We start from the raw sequence: 14,962 nt of genomic DNA, 5'->3' as shown, positions 1-14,962 counted from the left end.
CAGCGCCGCGCAGAACGGCTCGATCTGCTGGAGCGGAGCTGCCGGGCGACCTGCTGGCCGACTTCGGGGCGCCCGAGCCGTGCCTGCTGATCCCCGACCCGGACCGCTGCCGGGCCCGGCTGCCCGCCGCACCGGCGTGCGACTGGGCGATCGCGGTCGGCCCGGCCGTGCCCGCCGCGCGCGCCGCCGACTCGCTGCGCTGGGCGCGCGAGACGCTCGCGCTGGCCGGCCGCGGCGTCATCCCGGACGGCGGGCTGATCCGCAGCGCCGAGCACGTCCCCGCGCTGGTCATCGCGCGGGCCGGGGAGCTGATCGACGACGCGGCGGCGACCCGGCTGGCGCCGCTGCAGGACGTCCCGCCGGCCCGGCGGGAAAGGCTCACCGAAACGCTGCTCGCGCTGCTGGAGCACAATTTCAACGCCGCCGACGCGAGCCGCCGGCTGCGCGTCCACCCGCAGACCGTCCGGTACCGGCTGCGCCATTTGCAGGACCTTTTCGGGGACGAGCTGCGCGACCCTCGGCGGTGCCTGGAAATGGAGCTGATCCTGCATGCGCGGATGGCGAACCGCGGCGTCGGCGGCTGAGCGAGCACCCGCTCAGCTCTCGCCGCACCCGTTATCAGTCGGGTGATAAATCCGTTCCGGAATCGTTGCTTTGCGTGCATGGCGGACGACGCTGCGGGAGGTCCACACTCGGGGACCTTTCGTGATCCCGCGACGAAGGTGGTGTGCGATGCCCGATGACGCCTACGACTTCGACGTGATCGTGGTGGGCTCGGGGTTCGGCGGCAGCGTGTCGGCGCTGCGGCTGGCCGAGAAGGGCTACCGGGTCGCGGTGATCGAGGCCGGCAGACGGTTCGACGAGGACACGCTCCCCAAGACGTCCTGGCGGCTCCGCAAGTACGTGTGGGCGCCGCGCCTCGGGATGCGCGGGATCCAGCGCGTCCACCTGGTCGGCGGCAAGGCCGGGGTGCTCGTGCTGGCCGGCGCGGGCGTCGGCGGCGGCTCCCTCGTCTACGCCAACACCCTGTACGTCCCGCCGGAGCCGTTCTTCAAGGACCGCCAGTGGGGCCACATCACCGACTGGCAGGACGAGCTGAACCCGTACTACGACCAGGCCCGGCGCATGCTCGGCGTCACCGTGAACCCGCTCGTCACCCCCGCCGACGAGGCGATGAAGCGCGTCGCGGAGCGGATGGGCGTCGGCGACACCTACCACCCCACCCCGGTCGGGGTGTTCTTCGGCGAGAAGGGCGGCGAGGACGCCGACGACCCCTACTTCGGCGGCGCCGGCCCCCGCCGGACGACCTGCACCGGCTGCGGCTCCTGCATGATCGGCTGCAAGGTCGGCGCGAAGAACATGCTCACCAAGAACTACCTGTACCTGGCGGAGAAGGCGGGCGTCCAGGTCGTCCCGGACACGACGGTCACGTCCCTGGCGCCCCGCGCGTCCGGCGGCTACGAGGTCGGGACGGAGCACACCGGGCCGCTGCGCAAGCGCCGCCGGACGCTGACCGCCGAGCACGTCGTCCTCGCCGCCGGGACGTACGGGACGCAGCGGCTCCTGCACCGGATGCGCGCCGCCGGTCGCCTCCCCGACCTGTCGCCGCGCCTCGGCGAACTCACCCGCACCAACTCCGAGGCGCTCCTCGGCGTCGAGCGCATGACGGTATGGCACCGCAAGAAGGACGTCGACCACAGCACCGGCCTCGCGATCACCTCGTCCTTCCACCCGGACGAGAAGACCCACATCGAACCCACCCGGTACGGCGCGGGCAACAACGCGATGGGCGTCATCCGGACGCTGCTCGTCGACGGCGGCGGCGCGCCCCGCTGGCTGAAGTTCCTCGGGCAGGCCGCCCGGCACCCGACGATCATCCTGCGCGGCCTGTCCCTCAAGGACTGGGCGAAGCGGACCGTCATCGCCCTCGTCATGCAGACCGCCGACAACTCGATCACCATCGGCGAGAAGCGCGGCCGCCTCGGCCGCCGCAGGCTCGTCGCGCGGCAGGGCGACGGCGAACCCAACCCGACCTGGATCCCGATCGCGCACGACGCCGTCCGCAAGCTCGCCGAGGAACTCGACGCCACCCCCGGCGGGACGTGGTTCGACCTGTTCAACATCCCGACGACCGCGCACTTCATCGGCGGCTGCGTCATCGGCGAGACCGCCGAGGACGGCGTGATCGACCCGTACCACCGCGTCCACGGGTACCCCGGCCTGCACATCGTGGACGGCTCCGCGGTCACCGCGAACCTCGGCGTCAACCCGTCCCTCACCATCACGGCCCAGGCCGAGCGCGCGATGGCGTTCTGGCCGAACCGCGGCGACAAGGACCCGCGCCCCGAGCCCGGCACCCCATACCAGCGCGTCGACCGAGTCATGCCCGCGTCCCCGGCCGTCCCGCCCGGCGCCCCAGCCGCCCTCCGAACGCCCTAGCGACAGCCAGATGGTCGTTACCGCTGCCGAAGCCGAGGTGCTGTGCAGCCGCACGCAGATCACCGCCTGCCACACGCCCTAGCGATCGCCAGATGATCGATACCGTCGCCGAGGTCGAGGCGCTGCGCGGCCGTACGGAGATCGCCGCTCGCCGCTTCGCGTGGCACCAGCCCCGGCCGTCGGAAGACCTCCGGTGGTCTGTGGATGGCCGCGTCTCGCGGGCGCGGTCAGTCCGTGGAGTCGGCGTCCGCCAGTTCGGCGTCGTCGTCCTGTTCGGTGGTGTCCGCCGGGGCGGGGCGCTGCGTGGCCTGGTAGACGCGGACGGCCAGGATCGCGCGGGCGAACCGGCCGGCCAGCTCGCCGTCCATGACGTCCGGCACCTGGTCGACGCCGACGAGCCCGCCGGGACGGGCGACGACCGCCGCCGACTCGCCGACCCGCACGCCGTGGCCGTCGTCGAGTTCCTCGACAGCCGGGAGGTCGAGGGCCGCCCGCAGGGTGTCCTGCAGCGCGCGGACGGTGGCGGCGTCGCGGTCGATGCGGACCTCGGCGGCGTCGGCCCGCTCCTCGGCGGCGTCCGCGCGCTGCTCGGCCCGGTCGGCGCGCGCCATCGCGCTGAGGATCCGCTCCTCCGCGGAGTCGGCGAGCTGCTCGGCGCGCTTCGCGCGGGTGGCCTGCTCCTCGGCGCGGCCCGTGGCGGCGTTGCGCTCCACGGTCAGCCCCGCGACCTCGCCCTGGACGACGCTCAGCTCGGCGCGCAGCCGCCGCTCGGCATCGGCGGCGGCCTCCAGCTTGGACCGGGCCTCGGCCAGTTCGGCGCGGGTGGTGGCCAGCGCGCTCTGCTCGGCGGCCAGCCGCGTGGAGAGGTCGTCGCGCTCGCGCTCGGCCTCACCGCGCGCCTGGTGCTCGGTGCTCCACGCCGCCTCGGCGCGCTTGCGGAGCCCCTCGGCGTGCGCGGCCTCGTTCGCGGACGTGGCGCGGGCCTGCTGGTGGGCGCCCGCCTCCTTCCACGCGTTGGCCTCGCTCTCCTGCGCGGCCGCGACGCTGGCCTTCGCGGCGGCGAGCCCCTTCTCCAGCTCCTCCCGCGCCTCGGCCGCCTCCCGGCGCGCCGCCTCGGCGCGGGCCTCGGCCTGCTCGGCGCGCTCGTCCGCCGCCGCGGACGCCTGCCGCGCGCCGCGTGCCTCGGCCAGCGCGTGCTCGGCGTCGCTCAGCGCGGCGCGGACCTCGACGTCCAGCCGGTCGCCGAGCGCGGCGGCGAGCGCGGAGAGCTGGCCGACGAGTTTCCCGAGCCGGTCGACGTCCTGCCCGAACGCTCGCACAGGAGCGGGATCGGTCTCGGTCACGGGCGCGGGCGCATCGCGCACAACGGGCTTCTGCACACCGCCTCCCACTGGCGTTTGAGCGCTGCCCGCCACGGGTGTCTGCACGCCGCCCGCTACGGGCGTGTGCGCGCGCGCCTCGGTGGAGAGAGCCTGCGCGCGTGCCTCTTCGGGCGTCTTCGGCGGCGGCTCCATGGGCGCATGGGCGCGTAGTTCTCGCGGTGCCTCCGGCGGTGCTTCGGCGAGCGGTTCCGCGGCGGCGGCCTCGCCGGGGCCGCCGTCCGGCGGCAGGAGCGGCGCGGTCAGAACGCCGTCGTCCGGGACCTCTTGATCTTCGCGCACGCGAGCATCCTAGTGAAACGCCCCGATTTGCACCTCCTGTCGGCAGAAGGTGGTCCTTTGGCCGGACTCGGACGGGACCGGGAGACCGCACGTCGCGCCGACGCGGCCCCCGGTCCCGCCCTTCGCGGCCCGGGGCGGCCGGTGGTCAGCCGAAGTCGAGGTCGGAGCACTGGTAGAAGGCGTTCCCGGTGTCCGCGATGTCCCAGACCGCGAGCATGATGTGCCTGCCGTGGCGCTGCGGGAGCGTCCCGCTGTGGGTCGTCGGGTTGGACGGCAGCCGGCCGCTGTAGTTCGACTGGATGAACGGCGTGAGGTCCAGCGCGGCACGCGTCAGCGGCTGCGTGTTGTCCCAGCCGTCCTTCGTGAGGAAGTAGCGGAACGACGTGGTGGCGTGCCGAGCGGTGAACTGCCAGACGATGCTGAAGGGCTGGCCGGCCGCCACCGTCGTCGCGGGCCAGCCGGTGCCGCCGCGCTGGTCGTCCAGCGGAGCCCACCGCCCGTCGGCGCCGGCGCAGATCTCGCCGTCGCGGGGCCCGCGCTGCGGGAACCCCTTCGGCCCTTCGACGCCGTCCGGGTCCCACTGGACCTGGCCGCAGTTCCGGACCTGGTGGGTGCCGCACAGGTAGCTGCGGCTCGGCGGCGACGTCGTGTACCCGTGCGACCACGCGGGCACGGCGAGCGCCAGCGGCAGGCCGGCGGTCACGGCGGCGGCCACGGCGAGGCTGGTCTTCCTTGGCATCCTGCTTCTCCTTGGCGGGGAGGTACGAGACCTGGAGATGGACGGCGGCGGGACGGCCCGGGGGCGGGCGCGGCCCGGGTCCTCCCAGGAAGCTGAATCGGCCCCGTCCACGTCAACCGGCCGCCGCGGGCCCGTCACGCCGGGCCAACTTCCCGGCACGCCGCGCACAGGACGGGGCGTCCGAACCGCCCAAACTTGGTCTCCTCCAAAACTTGACTGATTCCAGAAAATGGGCCACCCTCGGGAGCGTGATGGCGTCCAGGGACTTCACGGAGATGCTGCGCGGGTCCGCTCTGCGGGTGACCCGGCCGCGGCTCGCGGTGCTGCGCGCGGTGCACGCGCATCCCCACGCCGACACCGACTCGATCATCGGAGCGGTGCGCGAGGATCTCCCGAAGGTGTCCCACCAGGCCGTGTACGACTCGCTTCGCGTGCTGACGACGGCGGGCCTGGTGCGGCGCATCCAGCCGTCCGGGTCCGTGGCCCGCTACGAGTCGCGGACGGGGGACAACCACCATCACGTCGTGTGCCGGTCGTGCGGCGTCATCGCCGACGTCGACTGCGCCATCGGCGAAGCCCCCTGCCTGACCCCCGCCGACGACCACGGCTTCTCCGTCGACGAGGCCGAGGTCGTCTACTGGGGCCTGTGCCCCGACTGCTCCACCTGATCCATCCCCTGCTTCGTCCTGGAAGGAAGCACATGGCTGAGAACAACGAAGCCACTGTCTATGACGCGAACGCGGAAGGCGCAGCCGCCTGCCCGGTCGCGCACACGCGCGCCCCGCACCCGACCCAGGGCGGCGGTAACCGCGGCTGGTGGCCGAACCAGCTCAACCTGAAGACCCTGGCCCAGAACCCGCCCGCCACCAACCCGTACGGCGAGGACTTCGACTACGCCGAGGCGTTCAAGAGCCTCGACCTGCCCGCCGTCAAGGCCGACATCGCCGCGCTCCTCACCGACTCCCAGGACTGGTGGCCGGCCGACTTCGGCAACTACGGCCCGCTCATGGTCCGCATGGCCTGGCACAGCGCCGGCACCTACCGCATCCACGACGGCCGCGGCGGCGGCGGCTCCGGCCAGCAGCGCTTCGCCCCGCTCAACAGCTGGCCCGACAACGTCCTCCTCGACCGCGCCCGGCGGCTGCTCTGGCCGGTCAAGAAGAAGTACGGCAAGAGCCTCTCCTGGGCCGACCTGTACATCCTCGCCGGCAACGTCGCCCTCGAGACGATGGGCTTCAAGACGTTCGGGTTCGGCGGCGGCCGCGAGGACGTCTACGTCCCCGACGAGAACGTCTACTGGGGCCCCGAGCAGACCTGGCTCGGCGACGAGCGCTACACCGGCGACCGCGAGCTGGAGAACCCGCTCGCCGCCGTGCAGATGGGCCTCATCTACGTCAACCCGGAGGGCCCCAACGGCAACCCGGACCCGATCGCCGCGGCCCGCGACATCCGCGAGACGTTCCGCCGGATGGCGATGAACGACGAGGAGACCGTCGCGCTGATCGCCGGCGGCCACACCTTCGGCAAGACGCACGGCGCCGACCCGAACGTCAACGTCGGGCCGGAGCCGGAGGCCGCGCCGCTGGAGCAGATGGGCCTCGGCTGGAAGGGCACCCACGGCACCGGCAAGGGCGACGACGCCATGGGCAGCGGTCTGGAGGGCATCTGGACCGACACGCCCACCACCTGGGACAACAGCTTCTTCGAGATCCTCTTCGGCTACGAGTGGGAGCTGTTCAAGAGCCCCGCCGGCGCCTGGCAGTGGCGTCCCAAGGACGGCGCCGGCGCCGACACCGTCCCGATGGCGCACACCCCGGGCGGCCGCACCCACCCGACGATGCTCACGACGGACCTGTCGCTGCGCTTCGACCCGATCTACGGGCCGATCTCCCAGCGGTTCAAGGACAACCCCGACGAGTTCGCGGACGCCTTCGCGCGCGCCTGGTTCAAGCTGACCCACCGCGACATGGGCCCGGTCGTCCGCTACCTCGGCCCGGAGGTCCCGGCCGAGCAGCTCGTCTGGCAGGACCCGGTCCCGGCCGTCGACCACGAGCTCGTCGACGCCGAGGACGTCGCCGCCCTCAAGCGGCAGGTCCTGGAGACGGGCCTGTCGGTGCGGCAGCTCGTCACCACCGCGTGGGCGTCGGCCGCGTCCTTCCGCGGCAGCGACAAGCGCGGCGGCGCCAACGGCGCCCGCATCCGCCTCGAGCCGCAGCGCGGCTGGGAGGTCAACGAGCCCGACGAGCTGGCGCAGGTGCTGCGCGCGCTCGAAGGCGTCCAGGAGTCCTTCAACGCCGCCCAGACCGGCGGCAAGAAGATCTCCCTCGCCGACCTGATCGTCCTCGCCGGCTGCGCGGGCGTCGAGAAGGCCGCCAAGGACGCGGGCCACGACATCGAGGTGCCCTTCACGCCGGGCCGCACCGACGCGTCCCAGGAGCACACCGACGTCGAGTCGTTCGCCGAGATGGAGCCGACCCACGACGGGTTCCGCAACTACGTCGGCAAGGGCAACCGGCTCCCGGCCGAGTTCCTCCTCGTCGACCGGGCGCAGCTGCTCAACCTCAGCGCCCCCGAGATGACGGTCCTCGTCGGCGGGCTGCGCTCCATCGGCGTGAACTACCAGCAGTCCAAGCTGGGCGTGTTCACCGACAAGCCCGGGACGCTGACCAACGACTTCTTCGTGAACCTGCTCGACATGGGCATCACGTGGGAGCCGACGTCCGAGGACGCCGAGGTCTTCGAGGGCCGCGACGCCGCCGGCGACGTCAAGTGGACCGGCAGCCGCGTCGACCTGCTGTTCGGCTCGAACTCCGAGCTGCGCGCGGTCGCCGAGGTCTACGGCGCCGACGACGCCAAGGAGAAGTTCGCGCGCGACTTCGTCGCCGCGTGGAACAAGGTCATGAACCTGGACCGGTTCGACCTCGCCTGATCCGCTCGACCGCCGCGGCCGGGCCGTCCCCGCGGGGGCGGCCCGGCCGTCGTCATGCGGCCCGGCACTGCGGGCACAGGCCCCAGAACGTCACATCGGCCTCGTCGACCAGGTACCCGGCGTCGTCCACCGGCTCCATGCACGGCGGATGCCCCACCGCGCAGTCGACGTCCTTGACCGCCCCGCACTTGCGGCACACCAGATGATGATGGTTGTCGCCGACCCGCCCCTCGTACCGCGCGGGACTCCCCGCCGGCTCGATCCGCCGGACGAGCCCCGCCGCCGCGAGCGCGTGAAGCGCCTCGTAGACGGCCTGCACCGAGATGTGCCCCACCCGGTCCCGCACCCCGGACGCGATCGCCTCGACCCCGAGGTGGTCACCGTCCCGGACGGTCTCCAGCAGCGCGACGCGGGCCGCCGTCACCCGCAGCCCGACACCGCGCAACTCCTCAGCGGTGCTCCGCGACGCTGCCATGCCCCACCTCTACACGCGAACGATTTGCGACAACGAATGACAAAAGTGTAAACGAGGCCCCCTAACTCCCTGAAAACCCGCCTGAACACCCCTCTCGAACCCCAGCCCCGCCCCAAACCCCACCCAGCCTCCAGCCACAGGACGGCGCGGTCAGGGGAGCATGGCACCGAGCCAGCACAGCACGGCCACCGAAGACTCAGGCGCTCGGAACTCGAATCCGGGGCCTCGGATGCGGGGGCTGGAGGGCGAGGAGCCTGGAGGCCGCCGCGCTTCGGGGCGTGCGGGCTCGGGGTGTGCGGTGTCCGAAGGGCGCAGTTCTTCCGGACGCGGCACCTTCCGGGTGCGCGGGCTCAGAGGGTGCGGCACTTCCGGACGCGGCGCCTTCCAGGTGTGCGGGCTCAGAGGGTGCGGGGTTCGGGGGGCGCCGGGCTTCTGGAATGCGGCACCTTCCGGATGCGGGGCTTTCGGGTTGCCCTGGGCTTGGAGGGTGCGGCGCTTCCGGGCGCGGGGATTCGGGGGGCCGGGGTATGCGAGCTTGCGGGTGCGCAGGCTCGGGAGGCGAGGGGGCTCGGAAGGCGAGGGGGCTCGGAAGGCGCGGCGCTTCTGGGGGCGGCGCTCAGGGGTGTGCGGGTGGGCTCAGGGGGAGGGGGTGAGGTGCTCGGTGAGGATCTTCAGGTGGGTTTCGCGGGCCTCGGCGTGGTGGCGGCGGCCTTCCTCGGTGATCTGGACGAAGACGCCACGGCGGTCGTCCCTGCAGAGGTCGCGGACGACGTAGCCGTTCTTCTCCAGGCGGGCGACCGTGCGGGACAGGGCGCTCTGGCTGAGGTACATCGCCGCGGCGATCTCCTGCATGCGGCGCTTCTCACAGTGGAGATCGACGAGGCGGTCGAGCGTCTCGTACTCGCTCATGCTCAGGCCGTGAGCGTCCTGCAGGGCCCGCTCCAAGGCGCAGGCGACCGTGTTGTAGCAGGTCGCAAGCTCGCGCCAGCGCTCGACTAGAGCAGCGTTCGCCTCCATGCCGCGCATCGTACCATGCATGCGCATCAGATGCGCGGACATTAAATTCCGCAGAAATTTGTGCGTGGACATTTGATGCATGCGCATGTACTGTCCTGCGCCGTGGCTATCACCGACACCTCACCTGTCTCCACCCGCCGTCCGCCGGTAGCCGACCGCGCGCCGGCCGAACAGATCTGGACCCCTCGCCTTTGGGGCGTCCTCGCCGTCCTGTGCGCCGTGCTGTTCCTCGATGGACTCGACGTTTCGATGGTGGGCGTCGCGCTGCCGTCGATAGGCGCCGAGCTCGGGCTGTCCACCACGTCGCTGCAGTGGATCGTGAACGGATACGTCCTCGGCTACGGCGGGCTGCTGCTCCTTGGCGGGCGCACCGCCGACCTGCTGGGACGCCGCCGGATCTTCCTTGCCGCGCTCGCCGTGTTCGCCGTCGCGTCTCTGATCGGCGGCCTGGTGAACGACGGCGCGCTCTTGATCGTCACCCGTTTCGTCAAGGGGCTCGCCGCTGCGTTCACGGCGCCCACCGCCCTGTCCATCCTGACCACCACGTTCCATGAGGGACCCGCGCGGAACCGGGCACTGTCGGTGTTCTCCGTCTTCGGCGCGAGCGGCTACTCGTCCGGGCTGATCCTCGGCGGGCTGCTGACCAGCTTCGGCTGGCGCTGGACGTTCCTGACGCCCGTTCCACTCGCGGTCATCGCGCTGATCGCGGGCTACGCGCTGATCCCGCGGGACAAGCCCGCAGCCGGCGGCGGCCACGACATCGTCGGTGCCGTGACGCTCACCGGCGGCATGCTGCTCGCGGTCTACACCGTGGTCTCGGCGCCCGACCGCGGCTGGCTCGACCCCCTGACCGTGGGCTCGATCGTCCTCGCGGCGGTTCTACTGGTCGGCTTCTTCGTCACCGAGAACAAGGTGCGGCACCCGCTGATCCGGCTCGGCATCCTGCGGATCGGCGCCATCGTCCGCGCCAACCTGAGCATCGTCGCGCTGTTCGGGTCGTACCTGAGCTTCCAGTTCATGATGACGCTCTACCTGCAGGACGTCCTGCACTGGTCGCCGCTGAAGATGGCCATGGGACTGCTGCCCGCCGGGCTCCTCGTCGCCTTCGGCTCGCCGTTCGTCGGACGGCTGATCGACCGGTACGGGACGCCTCGCCTGATCATCAGCTCCATGACGTCCCTCAGCCTCGGCTACGGCTGGTTCCTGGCCACGGCGGGGAACACCCCGCACTACGCGTTCACGATCCTGCCGACGATGCTCCTGCTGGGCGGCGGTTTCGCGTTCGGGTTCAGCTCGATCATGGCGCAGGCCACGGACGGGATCGACGACTCCGAGCAGGGCCTGGCGTCCGGCCTCGTCCAGACCTCCGGCCAGGTCGGCGCCGCCCTCGTCCTGGCCTTGGTCACCGCCCTGGTCGCCGGCGGGACGGCCGCCGGCGGCGACGGGTTCGCCGAGTTCCACCCGGGCGTCAACCTGGTCAGCGCCGTAGCCGTCATCGGCCTGGCCCTCAACCTGATCCCCCTCCTCCGCCGCAACCGCACCTGACCAGCAACTCCTCAACCGGGGGGCGGCCTCCCCAAAGGCCGCCCCCGCTCCCTAACCGCCCACCCACCTGAGGGCACGCATCCTCCGCCCACGTGAGGGCACGCATCCTCCGCCCACGTGAGGGCACGCATCCTCCGCCCGCCTGAGGGCACGCATCCCCCACGTCCCGCCTGCGACCGTGCGCCCAGCCGTGGCCACCCCCACGCCCAGCGCCACCCGCGACGCCAGCAGCAACTCGTCCGACCTGACCTGGGGACGTGCGCACCTGGGCGTGGGAGTTCGCCGAGCAGGCGTGGTTCCTCGCCCGGGTCACCGGCATCCCGGTGATCCTCGTGTCGCTGCCGCTCGACGCGACGGTCGCGCTCCACGTCGGGCAGCTCGCCGCGCAGCTCGGTGCCCAGTTCGCGACCGGCGGCGCGGTCGTCGCCGGGCTGGTCCGCGGCTGGTTCGGGTGCTTGCGGGCCGCCACGAGGGTGACTTTGAGGTCGCCCTCGTGGCGGCGATGTGGAGTGCTACTTGGGGCGCTTCCAGAAGGGGCGGCGCGGGGCGGGTTCTCCGGTGAAGTCGGCCAGGACCTGGAGGGCACGAGCCCAGTGGTCCGCGATGGTGGCCTGGTCCGCGGTGGGCTGGAGGCGGCGCAGGTCATCGCGGAGGGCCGCCAGAGGCGTGGCGTCCAGGCGCTGCGCCTCCATGCGCTGGACGATCGACTCCAGGATGGGGAGGAGTTCGCTCAGCAGGTGGTGGACACGCTGGTCGTCCGGGACCTGGCGGAGCCGGTTGAGGACGTTCGTCAGCTCCTGCTGGAAGTCCGGCTGCGCAGGGGCGGGCCGCGCGGGGGCGGGGCGGGCGCGGCGCGGAGCCGAGCCTCGTCCGGCTGCCCGGCCGAAGGCGCGTCCGGGCCGCGCGGAAGGCGGGGGCGGCGGGGGAGCTCCAGCGGGTGCCGGCGGTGGGCCTCCCGCGGGTGCCGGCGGTGGGCCTCCCGCGGGTGCCGGCGGTAGGCCGCTGATGGCCGGAGGCACTGCGAATCCGTACGACTGGGCGGAGTAGGCAGCGGGTGCGGCCATGGGGGCCGCCTCGGGCGTTGCCCAACCTTGGGGGGTTTCCACCGGCTGGACGACCTGGTGCGGTGTGCCGCCTTTCGTCACCACCCGGCTGTCCACGGCCACGAACGCGGTGAAGCGGCACAGGACGCCGAAGCGGAGCGAGGTCTCGACGATGCGCTGCTCCAGGTCGTCGGGGCCGCCGACCGTGTAGCGGTCTTCGAGGTCGCGGAGGTGGGCGCGGGCCCAGATGGACGTGGCGGCGGTGTGCGCGGAGACGGTGCCGTCGGCGCGCCGCTCCCAGGGCGTCCCGTCGGACGCGGTGCCCCGGACGGAGAGCGAGCCGGACGGGTCGCCGCGGAACCGGCCGGCGATCACCAGGGGCACACCGGGGAACAGCGCCCCCAGCCGGGACGGGGCCACGGAGTCCGGGACGATCTCCAGGCCGTCGGCGTGCAGGGTGAGGCCGGTCGCCAGCGGGGCGGCGATCCGGTGGTGGATGTGCTCCATCGCCTCGTCGAGGCGGTCCTCCGATTCGACGAGTTCGCAGCGCCCCCGGCCGATGGCGGCAAGGCGGTTCAGGAAGCCGGCGTTGACGGCCCGGTCGATGCCGACGGTGTGGACCCGGATGCCTCGGAGCCCCGGCTCCAGGCGGGCGAGCAGCTGGTCCTCGTTCCCGACCTGGCCGTCGGTGATCAGGACGAGCACCCGGTCGCGGGTGGACTCGGCGAGCAGCCGGCACGCCTCGTCGAGCGGGGTGAGCATCTCCGTGCCGCCGCGTGCGTTCAGTGCCGCGAGGTGCTCGACGGCGCGGAACCGGTTGCGGTCGGTGCCGTCGACCAGACCCGTGCCGAGGTCGCGGGGGCGTTCGATGACGTTGTCGAAGGACAGGACGGCGAACCGGTCCTCACCGCGGAAGGTGTCGACGATGCGGGCGGCGGCGCGGCGGGCGGCGACCATCTTCCAGCCCTGCATGCTCCCCGAGCGGTCGAGGACGAGGACCACGTCGCGCGGGCTCGGCCTGGCGTCGCCGGACGGCAGCACGGTCAACGTGAACGTCCCCTCTTGCACCGTCCCTTCTGCGGAGACGTCCGGGCTGACGGAGCGGCGAGTGGTCTCCTTGGGGGCCGGGGCCGGGGCCGGGGCCGGGGCCGGGGCGGAGCCGTCCGAGGCGGTGGAGGGGGTCGGCGCATGGGGGCGGGTCGCGGGCTCGTCCGGGACCAAGGAGAGGGCCGCGGTCTCGCGAGGGACGAAGTCCAGCCGGAGGATGAAGTCGCGGTCGAGGCGCTCACCCGGCTGGAGCCGCACGGTCGTGCCTTCGCCCTCGCGCGCTTCGGACACCACGTGCAGCGCGGACCGGATCCGGGTCAGGGGCAGCCCGGCCGGGTCGATGTCGACGGTGACGGACAGGCGGACCGGATTGGGGAAGCCGGGCAGGAGGACGGGCGGGCTGATCCGGGAGGCGTCCGGCACCGCGTCGGTGTCGTCCGCAATGCCGGGACCGGTGCGTTCGCCGTCCAGGGGAGAGCCCGGGATGTAGCGGGGGGCCACCACGAGCGGGAAGCGGAACGTCGCGCTGGAGGCCGACTCGTGGGGCAGGGGCTGGACGAGTTCCAGCCGGATGGTCACCCGTTCGCCGGGCAGGATGTTGCCGACCCGCATGCTGAACACATCGGGGCGGTCCTCCTCGGCGATCGCGGCGCGCTGCCCCGAGGCGATGGCGTCGTTGTAGTCCTGCCGCGCCTGGCCGCGCTCCTTCAGCGTGCCCTCGATGACCCGGTCCGCGGCCTCCATGCGCATCGCGGTCACGGCGGCGCGGTCGGGCAGGGGGAAGATGTAGGTGGCCTCGAGCGGCATGTCGAACGGGTTGCGGAAACCCTGGACGACCTCGATGCCGGCGGCGAGGCCGGTGATCGACGCGTGGACCTCGACGGTGTCGAGCGGCAGGTTGCCCTTGTCGGTGCTGAGTGCGCCCAGACCGCGGTCGGACGCCGGGGGCTGTTCGGTCTCGGGTAGCGGCAGGATGCGCACGGTCACGGGGACCTCCGGAAGTGAGCGTCGGGCGGAAATGCGGGGCTTGCGGCGGGGCTGAGCAGGCCGCGGCGGTGCAGGACTTCGAGCAGTGGCCGCGCGGCGGCGTCGATCGCGGCGAGGTCGTCTTCGGTCAGAGCGGCACCGTCCAGCATGAGGGTGACGCCGGATGCGAGCCGGACCCCTTGGACGACCGGCGGGAGCGGTCGCCCGTATTCGGCGGCGACGGTCGCTGGCTTGTGCGACACATCCGGCCGGGTTTTCCAGAAGGCGTCGCCTGCTTCTGCGCCCCGTCTGTCTGGCGAGCTCGCCTCTCCGTTCGGCGGGGCCGCGCCGCTGTCTGGCGGGCGCGTTCCTCCAGCGAGTGGGGCCGCCCCCGGCGGGTCTTCCGGGGGAGTCGGGTCTTCTGCTTCGCCTGTTGCTGCGGCTGCCTCGTTGGATGCTGCGGCCTTGTCAGCCTCGTCCGCCCCTCCGGTGGCCACAGGGGAGCCGCGCTGGGGGCGGGGGTGTGAGGGGCGGTGGTCGGTGGAGGGCGTGGCGGTTCTGTGTGGAGCCGGCGCCGCGGGGAGGGCGGGGGAAGTGGGGAGGTCGGTGGCGGGGAGGTCGGCTATGCGGGCGAGTGTTTCGTCGGGGGCCGCGGCGAGTTCGAGCTGGATCTCCGCGATCGAGCGGCCTTCGGCCTGGCGGCGTTTCACCGCGACGAGTTGGAGGAGGTGGCGGTGGCCGTACAGGGCGTTGCGGCCGCGCCGGGCGAGCGGCGGGTCGACCAGGCCGATCGTGGTGTACCAGCGGATCAGCCGGGCGTTGGGGAGGTCGCGCACCCGGCCGCTGACCTGCGCGGCTCCTTCCGCCGCGAGAGCGGCGGCGGCGCGTTCCGCCAGCTCGCCGATGGTCCAGGTACCGTCCATGGCTCGATGATGACACTGTCATCGTGACACTGTCAACTGCGATTTGGTGATCGTTTCGAGGAGGTGGTCGCGCCGGCGTTCGTCGGGGACTCGGGGTGTCTGCCTCGCGCTGGAGTGGACGGCAGTGCCTGTCGGGTCGGGCGATGCCCGGGAGCCATTCGCGGGAGACGCCTCGGTC

General features: G+C 72.7%; 11 protein-coding genes. 5 read left to right on the top strand and 6 right to left on the bottom strand.

The window, feature by feature from the left end; translation table 11 throughout:
- Together AB0K34_RS32875 and AB0K34_RS32870 are read left to right on the top strand one after the other, a co-directional pair.
- Nucleotides 1–584 (top strand): helix-turn-helix domain-containing protein (locus AB0K34_RS32875; RefSeq protein ID WP_364552900.1); only part of this gene is annotated, 584 nt, incomplete at its 5' end.
- A 148-nt stretch (nucleotides 585–732) separates the two neighbouring features.
- A complete protein-coding gene (locus tag AB0K34_RS32870; protein WP_364552899.1) occupies nucleotides 733–2,439 on the top strand; it encodes a GMC family oxidoreductase in 1,707 nt (568 codons plus the stop codon).
- Between the two features lie 227 nt (nucleotides 2,440–2,666).
- Here AB0K34_RS32870 and AB0K34_RS32865 read toward each other — a convergent pair whose 3' ends face one another.
- Both AB0K34_RS32865 and AB0K34_RS32860 read right to left on the bottom strand, forming a co-directional pair.
- Nucleotides 2,667–4,100 carry a hypothetical protein gene (locus AB0K34_RS32865; protein WP_364552898.1) on the bottom strand — a complete coding sequence of 478 codons (1,434 nt, stop codon included), beginning with the start codon at nucleotides 4,098–4,100 and terminating at the stop codon, nucleotides 2,667–2,669.
- Nucleotides 4,101–4,245: 145 nt separating this feature from the next.
- On the bottom strand, nucleotides 4,246–4,839 hold the full coding sequence (locus AB0K34_RS32860) for a lytic polysaccharide monooxygenase (protein ID WP_364552897.1): 594 nt from the start codon (nucleotides 4,837–4,839) through the stop codon (nucleotides 4,246–4,248).
- 275 nt (nucleotides 4,840–5,114) lie between these two features.
- On the opposite strand from AB0K34_RS32860, the gene AB0K34_RS32855 reads away from it, so the two are divergent.
- Both AB0K34_RS32855 and katG read left to right on the top strand, forming a co-directional pair.
- Entirely contained in the window at nucleotides 5,115–5,507 is a 393-nt protein-coding gene (locus tag AB0K34_RS32855) for a Fur family transcriptional regulator (RefSeq protein WP_274704612.1), read from the top strand.
- Between the two features lie 32 nt (nucleotides 5,508–5,539).
- Nucleotides 5,540–7,768 (top strand): catalase/peroxidase HPI, encoded by a 2,229-nt coding sequence (gene katG, locus AB0K34_RS32850; protein ID WP_138637142.1) that lies wholly within the window; start codon nucleotides 5,540–5,542, stop codon nucleotides 7,766–7,768.
- A 52-nt stretch (nucleotides 7,769–7,820) separates the two neighbouring features.
- Here katG and AB0K34_RS32845 read toward each other — a convergent pair whose 3' ends face one another.
- Nucleotides 7,821–8,243 carry a transcriptional repressor gene (locus AB0K34_RS32845; protein ID WP_138637144.1) on the bottom strand — a complete coding sequence of 141 codons (423 nt, stop codon included), beginning with the start codon at nucleotides 8,241–8,243 and terminating at the stop codon, nucleotides 7,821–7,823.
- 636 nt (nucleotides 8,244–8,879) lie between these two features.
- The gene (locus tag AB0K34_RS32840) at nucleotides 8,880–9,260 is read right to left on the bottom strand and encodes a MarR family transcriptional regulator (protein ID WP_301176526.1); all 381 of its coding nucleotides are present in this window, start codon (nucleotides 9,258–9,260) and stop codon (nucleotides 8,880–8,882) included.
- A gap of 102 nt (nucleotides 9,261–9,362) precedes the next feature.
- Here AB0K34_RS32840 and AB0K34_RS32835 point away from each other — a divergent pair, with 102 nt between their 5' ends.
- Entirely contained in the window at nucleotides 9,363–10,805 is a 1,443-nt protein-coding gene (locus AB0K34_RS32835) for an MFS transporter (protein WP_364552896.1), read from the top strand.
- A gap of 512 nt (nucleotides 10,806–11,317) precedes the next feature.
- Here the strand turns inward: AB0K34_RS32835 and AB0K34_RS32830 are convergent.
- Complete coding sequence (locus AB0K34_RS32830; protein ID WP_364552895.1) at nucleotides 11,318–13,882, bottom strand: VIT domain-containing protein; 2,565 nt, start codon at nucleotides 13,880–13,882, stop codon at nucleotides 11,318–11,320.
- A complete protein-coding gene (locus AB0K34_RS32825) occupies nucleotides 13,879–14,784 on the bottom strand; it encodes a MerR family transcriptional regulator (protein ID WP_364552894.1) in 906 nt (301 codons plus the stop codon). The genes AB0K34_RS32830 and AB0K34_RS32825 overlap by 4 nt, the downstream gene beginning before the upstream one ends.
- Between the last annotated feature and the right edge of the window lie 178 nt (nucleotides 14,785–14,962).

The organism is Actinomadura sp. NPDC049382, assembly GCF_040677125.1.
Lineage (GTDB): Bacteria > Actinomycetota > Actinomycetes > Streptosporangiales > Streptosporangiaceae > Spirillospora > Spirillospora geliboluensis.
This window is presented reverse-complemented; position numbering and strand designations above follow the sequence as displayed.

Excerpts from the sequence above, each read along its gene's own strand:
- katG (WP_138637142.1), top strand. The coding sequence starts at position 5,540 with ATGGCTGAGAACAACGAAGCCACTGTCTATGACGCGAACGCGGAAGGC.
- AB0K34_RS32840 (WP_301176526.1), bottom strand. The coding sequence starts at position 9,260 with ATGGAGGCGAACGCTGCTCTAGTCGAGCGCTGGCGCGAGCTTGCGACC.
- AB0K34_RS32845 (WP_138637144.1), bottom strand. The coding sequence starts at position 8,243 with ATGGCAGCGTCGCGGAGCACCGCTGAGGAGTTGCGCGGTGTCGGGCTG.
- AB0K34_RS32825 (WP_364552894.1), bottom strand. The coding sequence starts at position 14,784 with ATGGACGGTACCTGGACCATCGGCGAGCTGGCGGAACGCGCCGCCGCC.
- AB0K34_RS32860 (WP_364552897.1), bottom strand. The coding sequence starts at position 4,839 with ATGCCAAGGAAGACCAGCCTCGCCGTGGCCGCCGCCGTGACCGCCGGC.
- AB0K34_RS32855 (WP_274704612.1), top strand. The coding sequence starts at position 5,115 with ATGCTGCGCGGGTCCGCTCTGCGGGTGACCCGGCCGCGGCTCGCGGTG.
- AB0K34_RS32870 (WP_364552899.1), top strand. The coding sequence starts at position 733 with ATGCCCGATGACGCCTACGACTTCGACGTGATCGTGGTGGGCTCGGGG.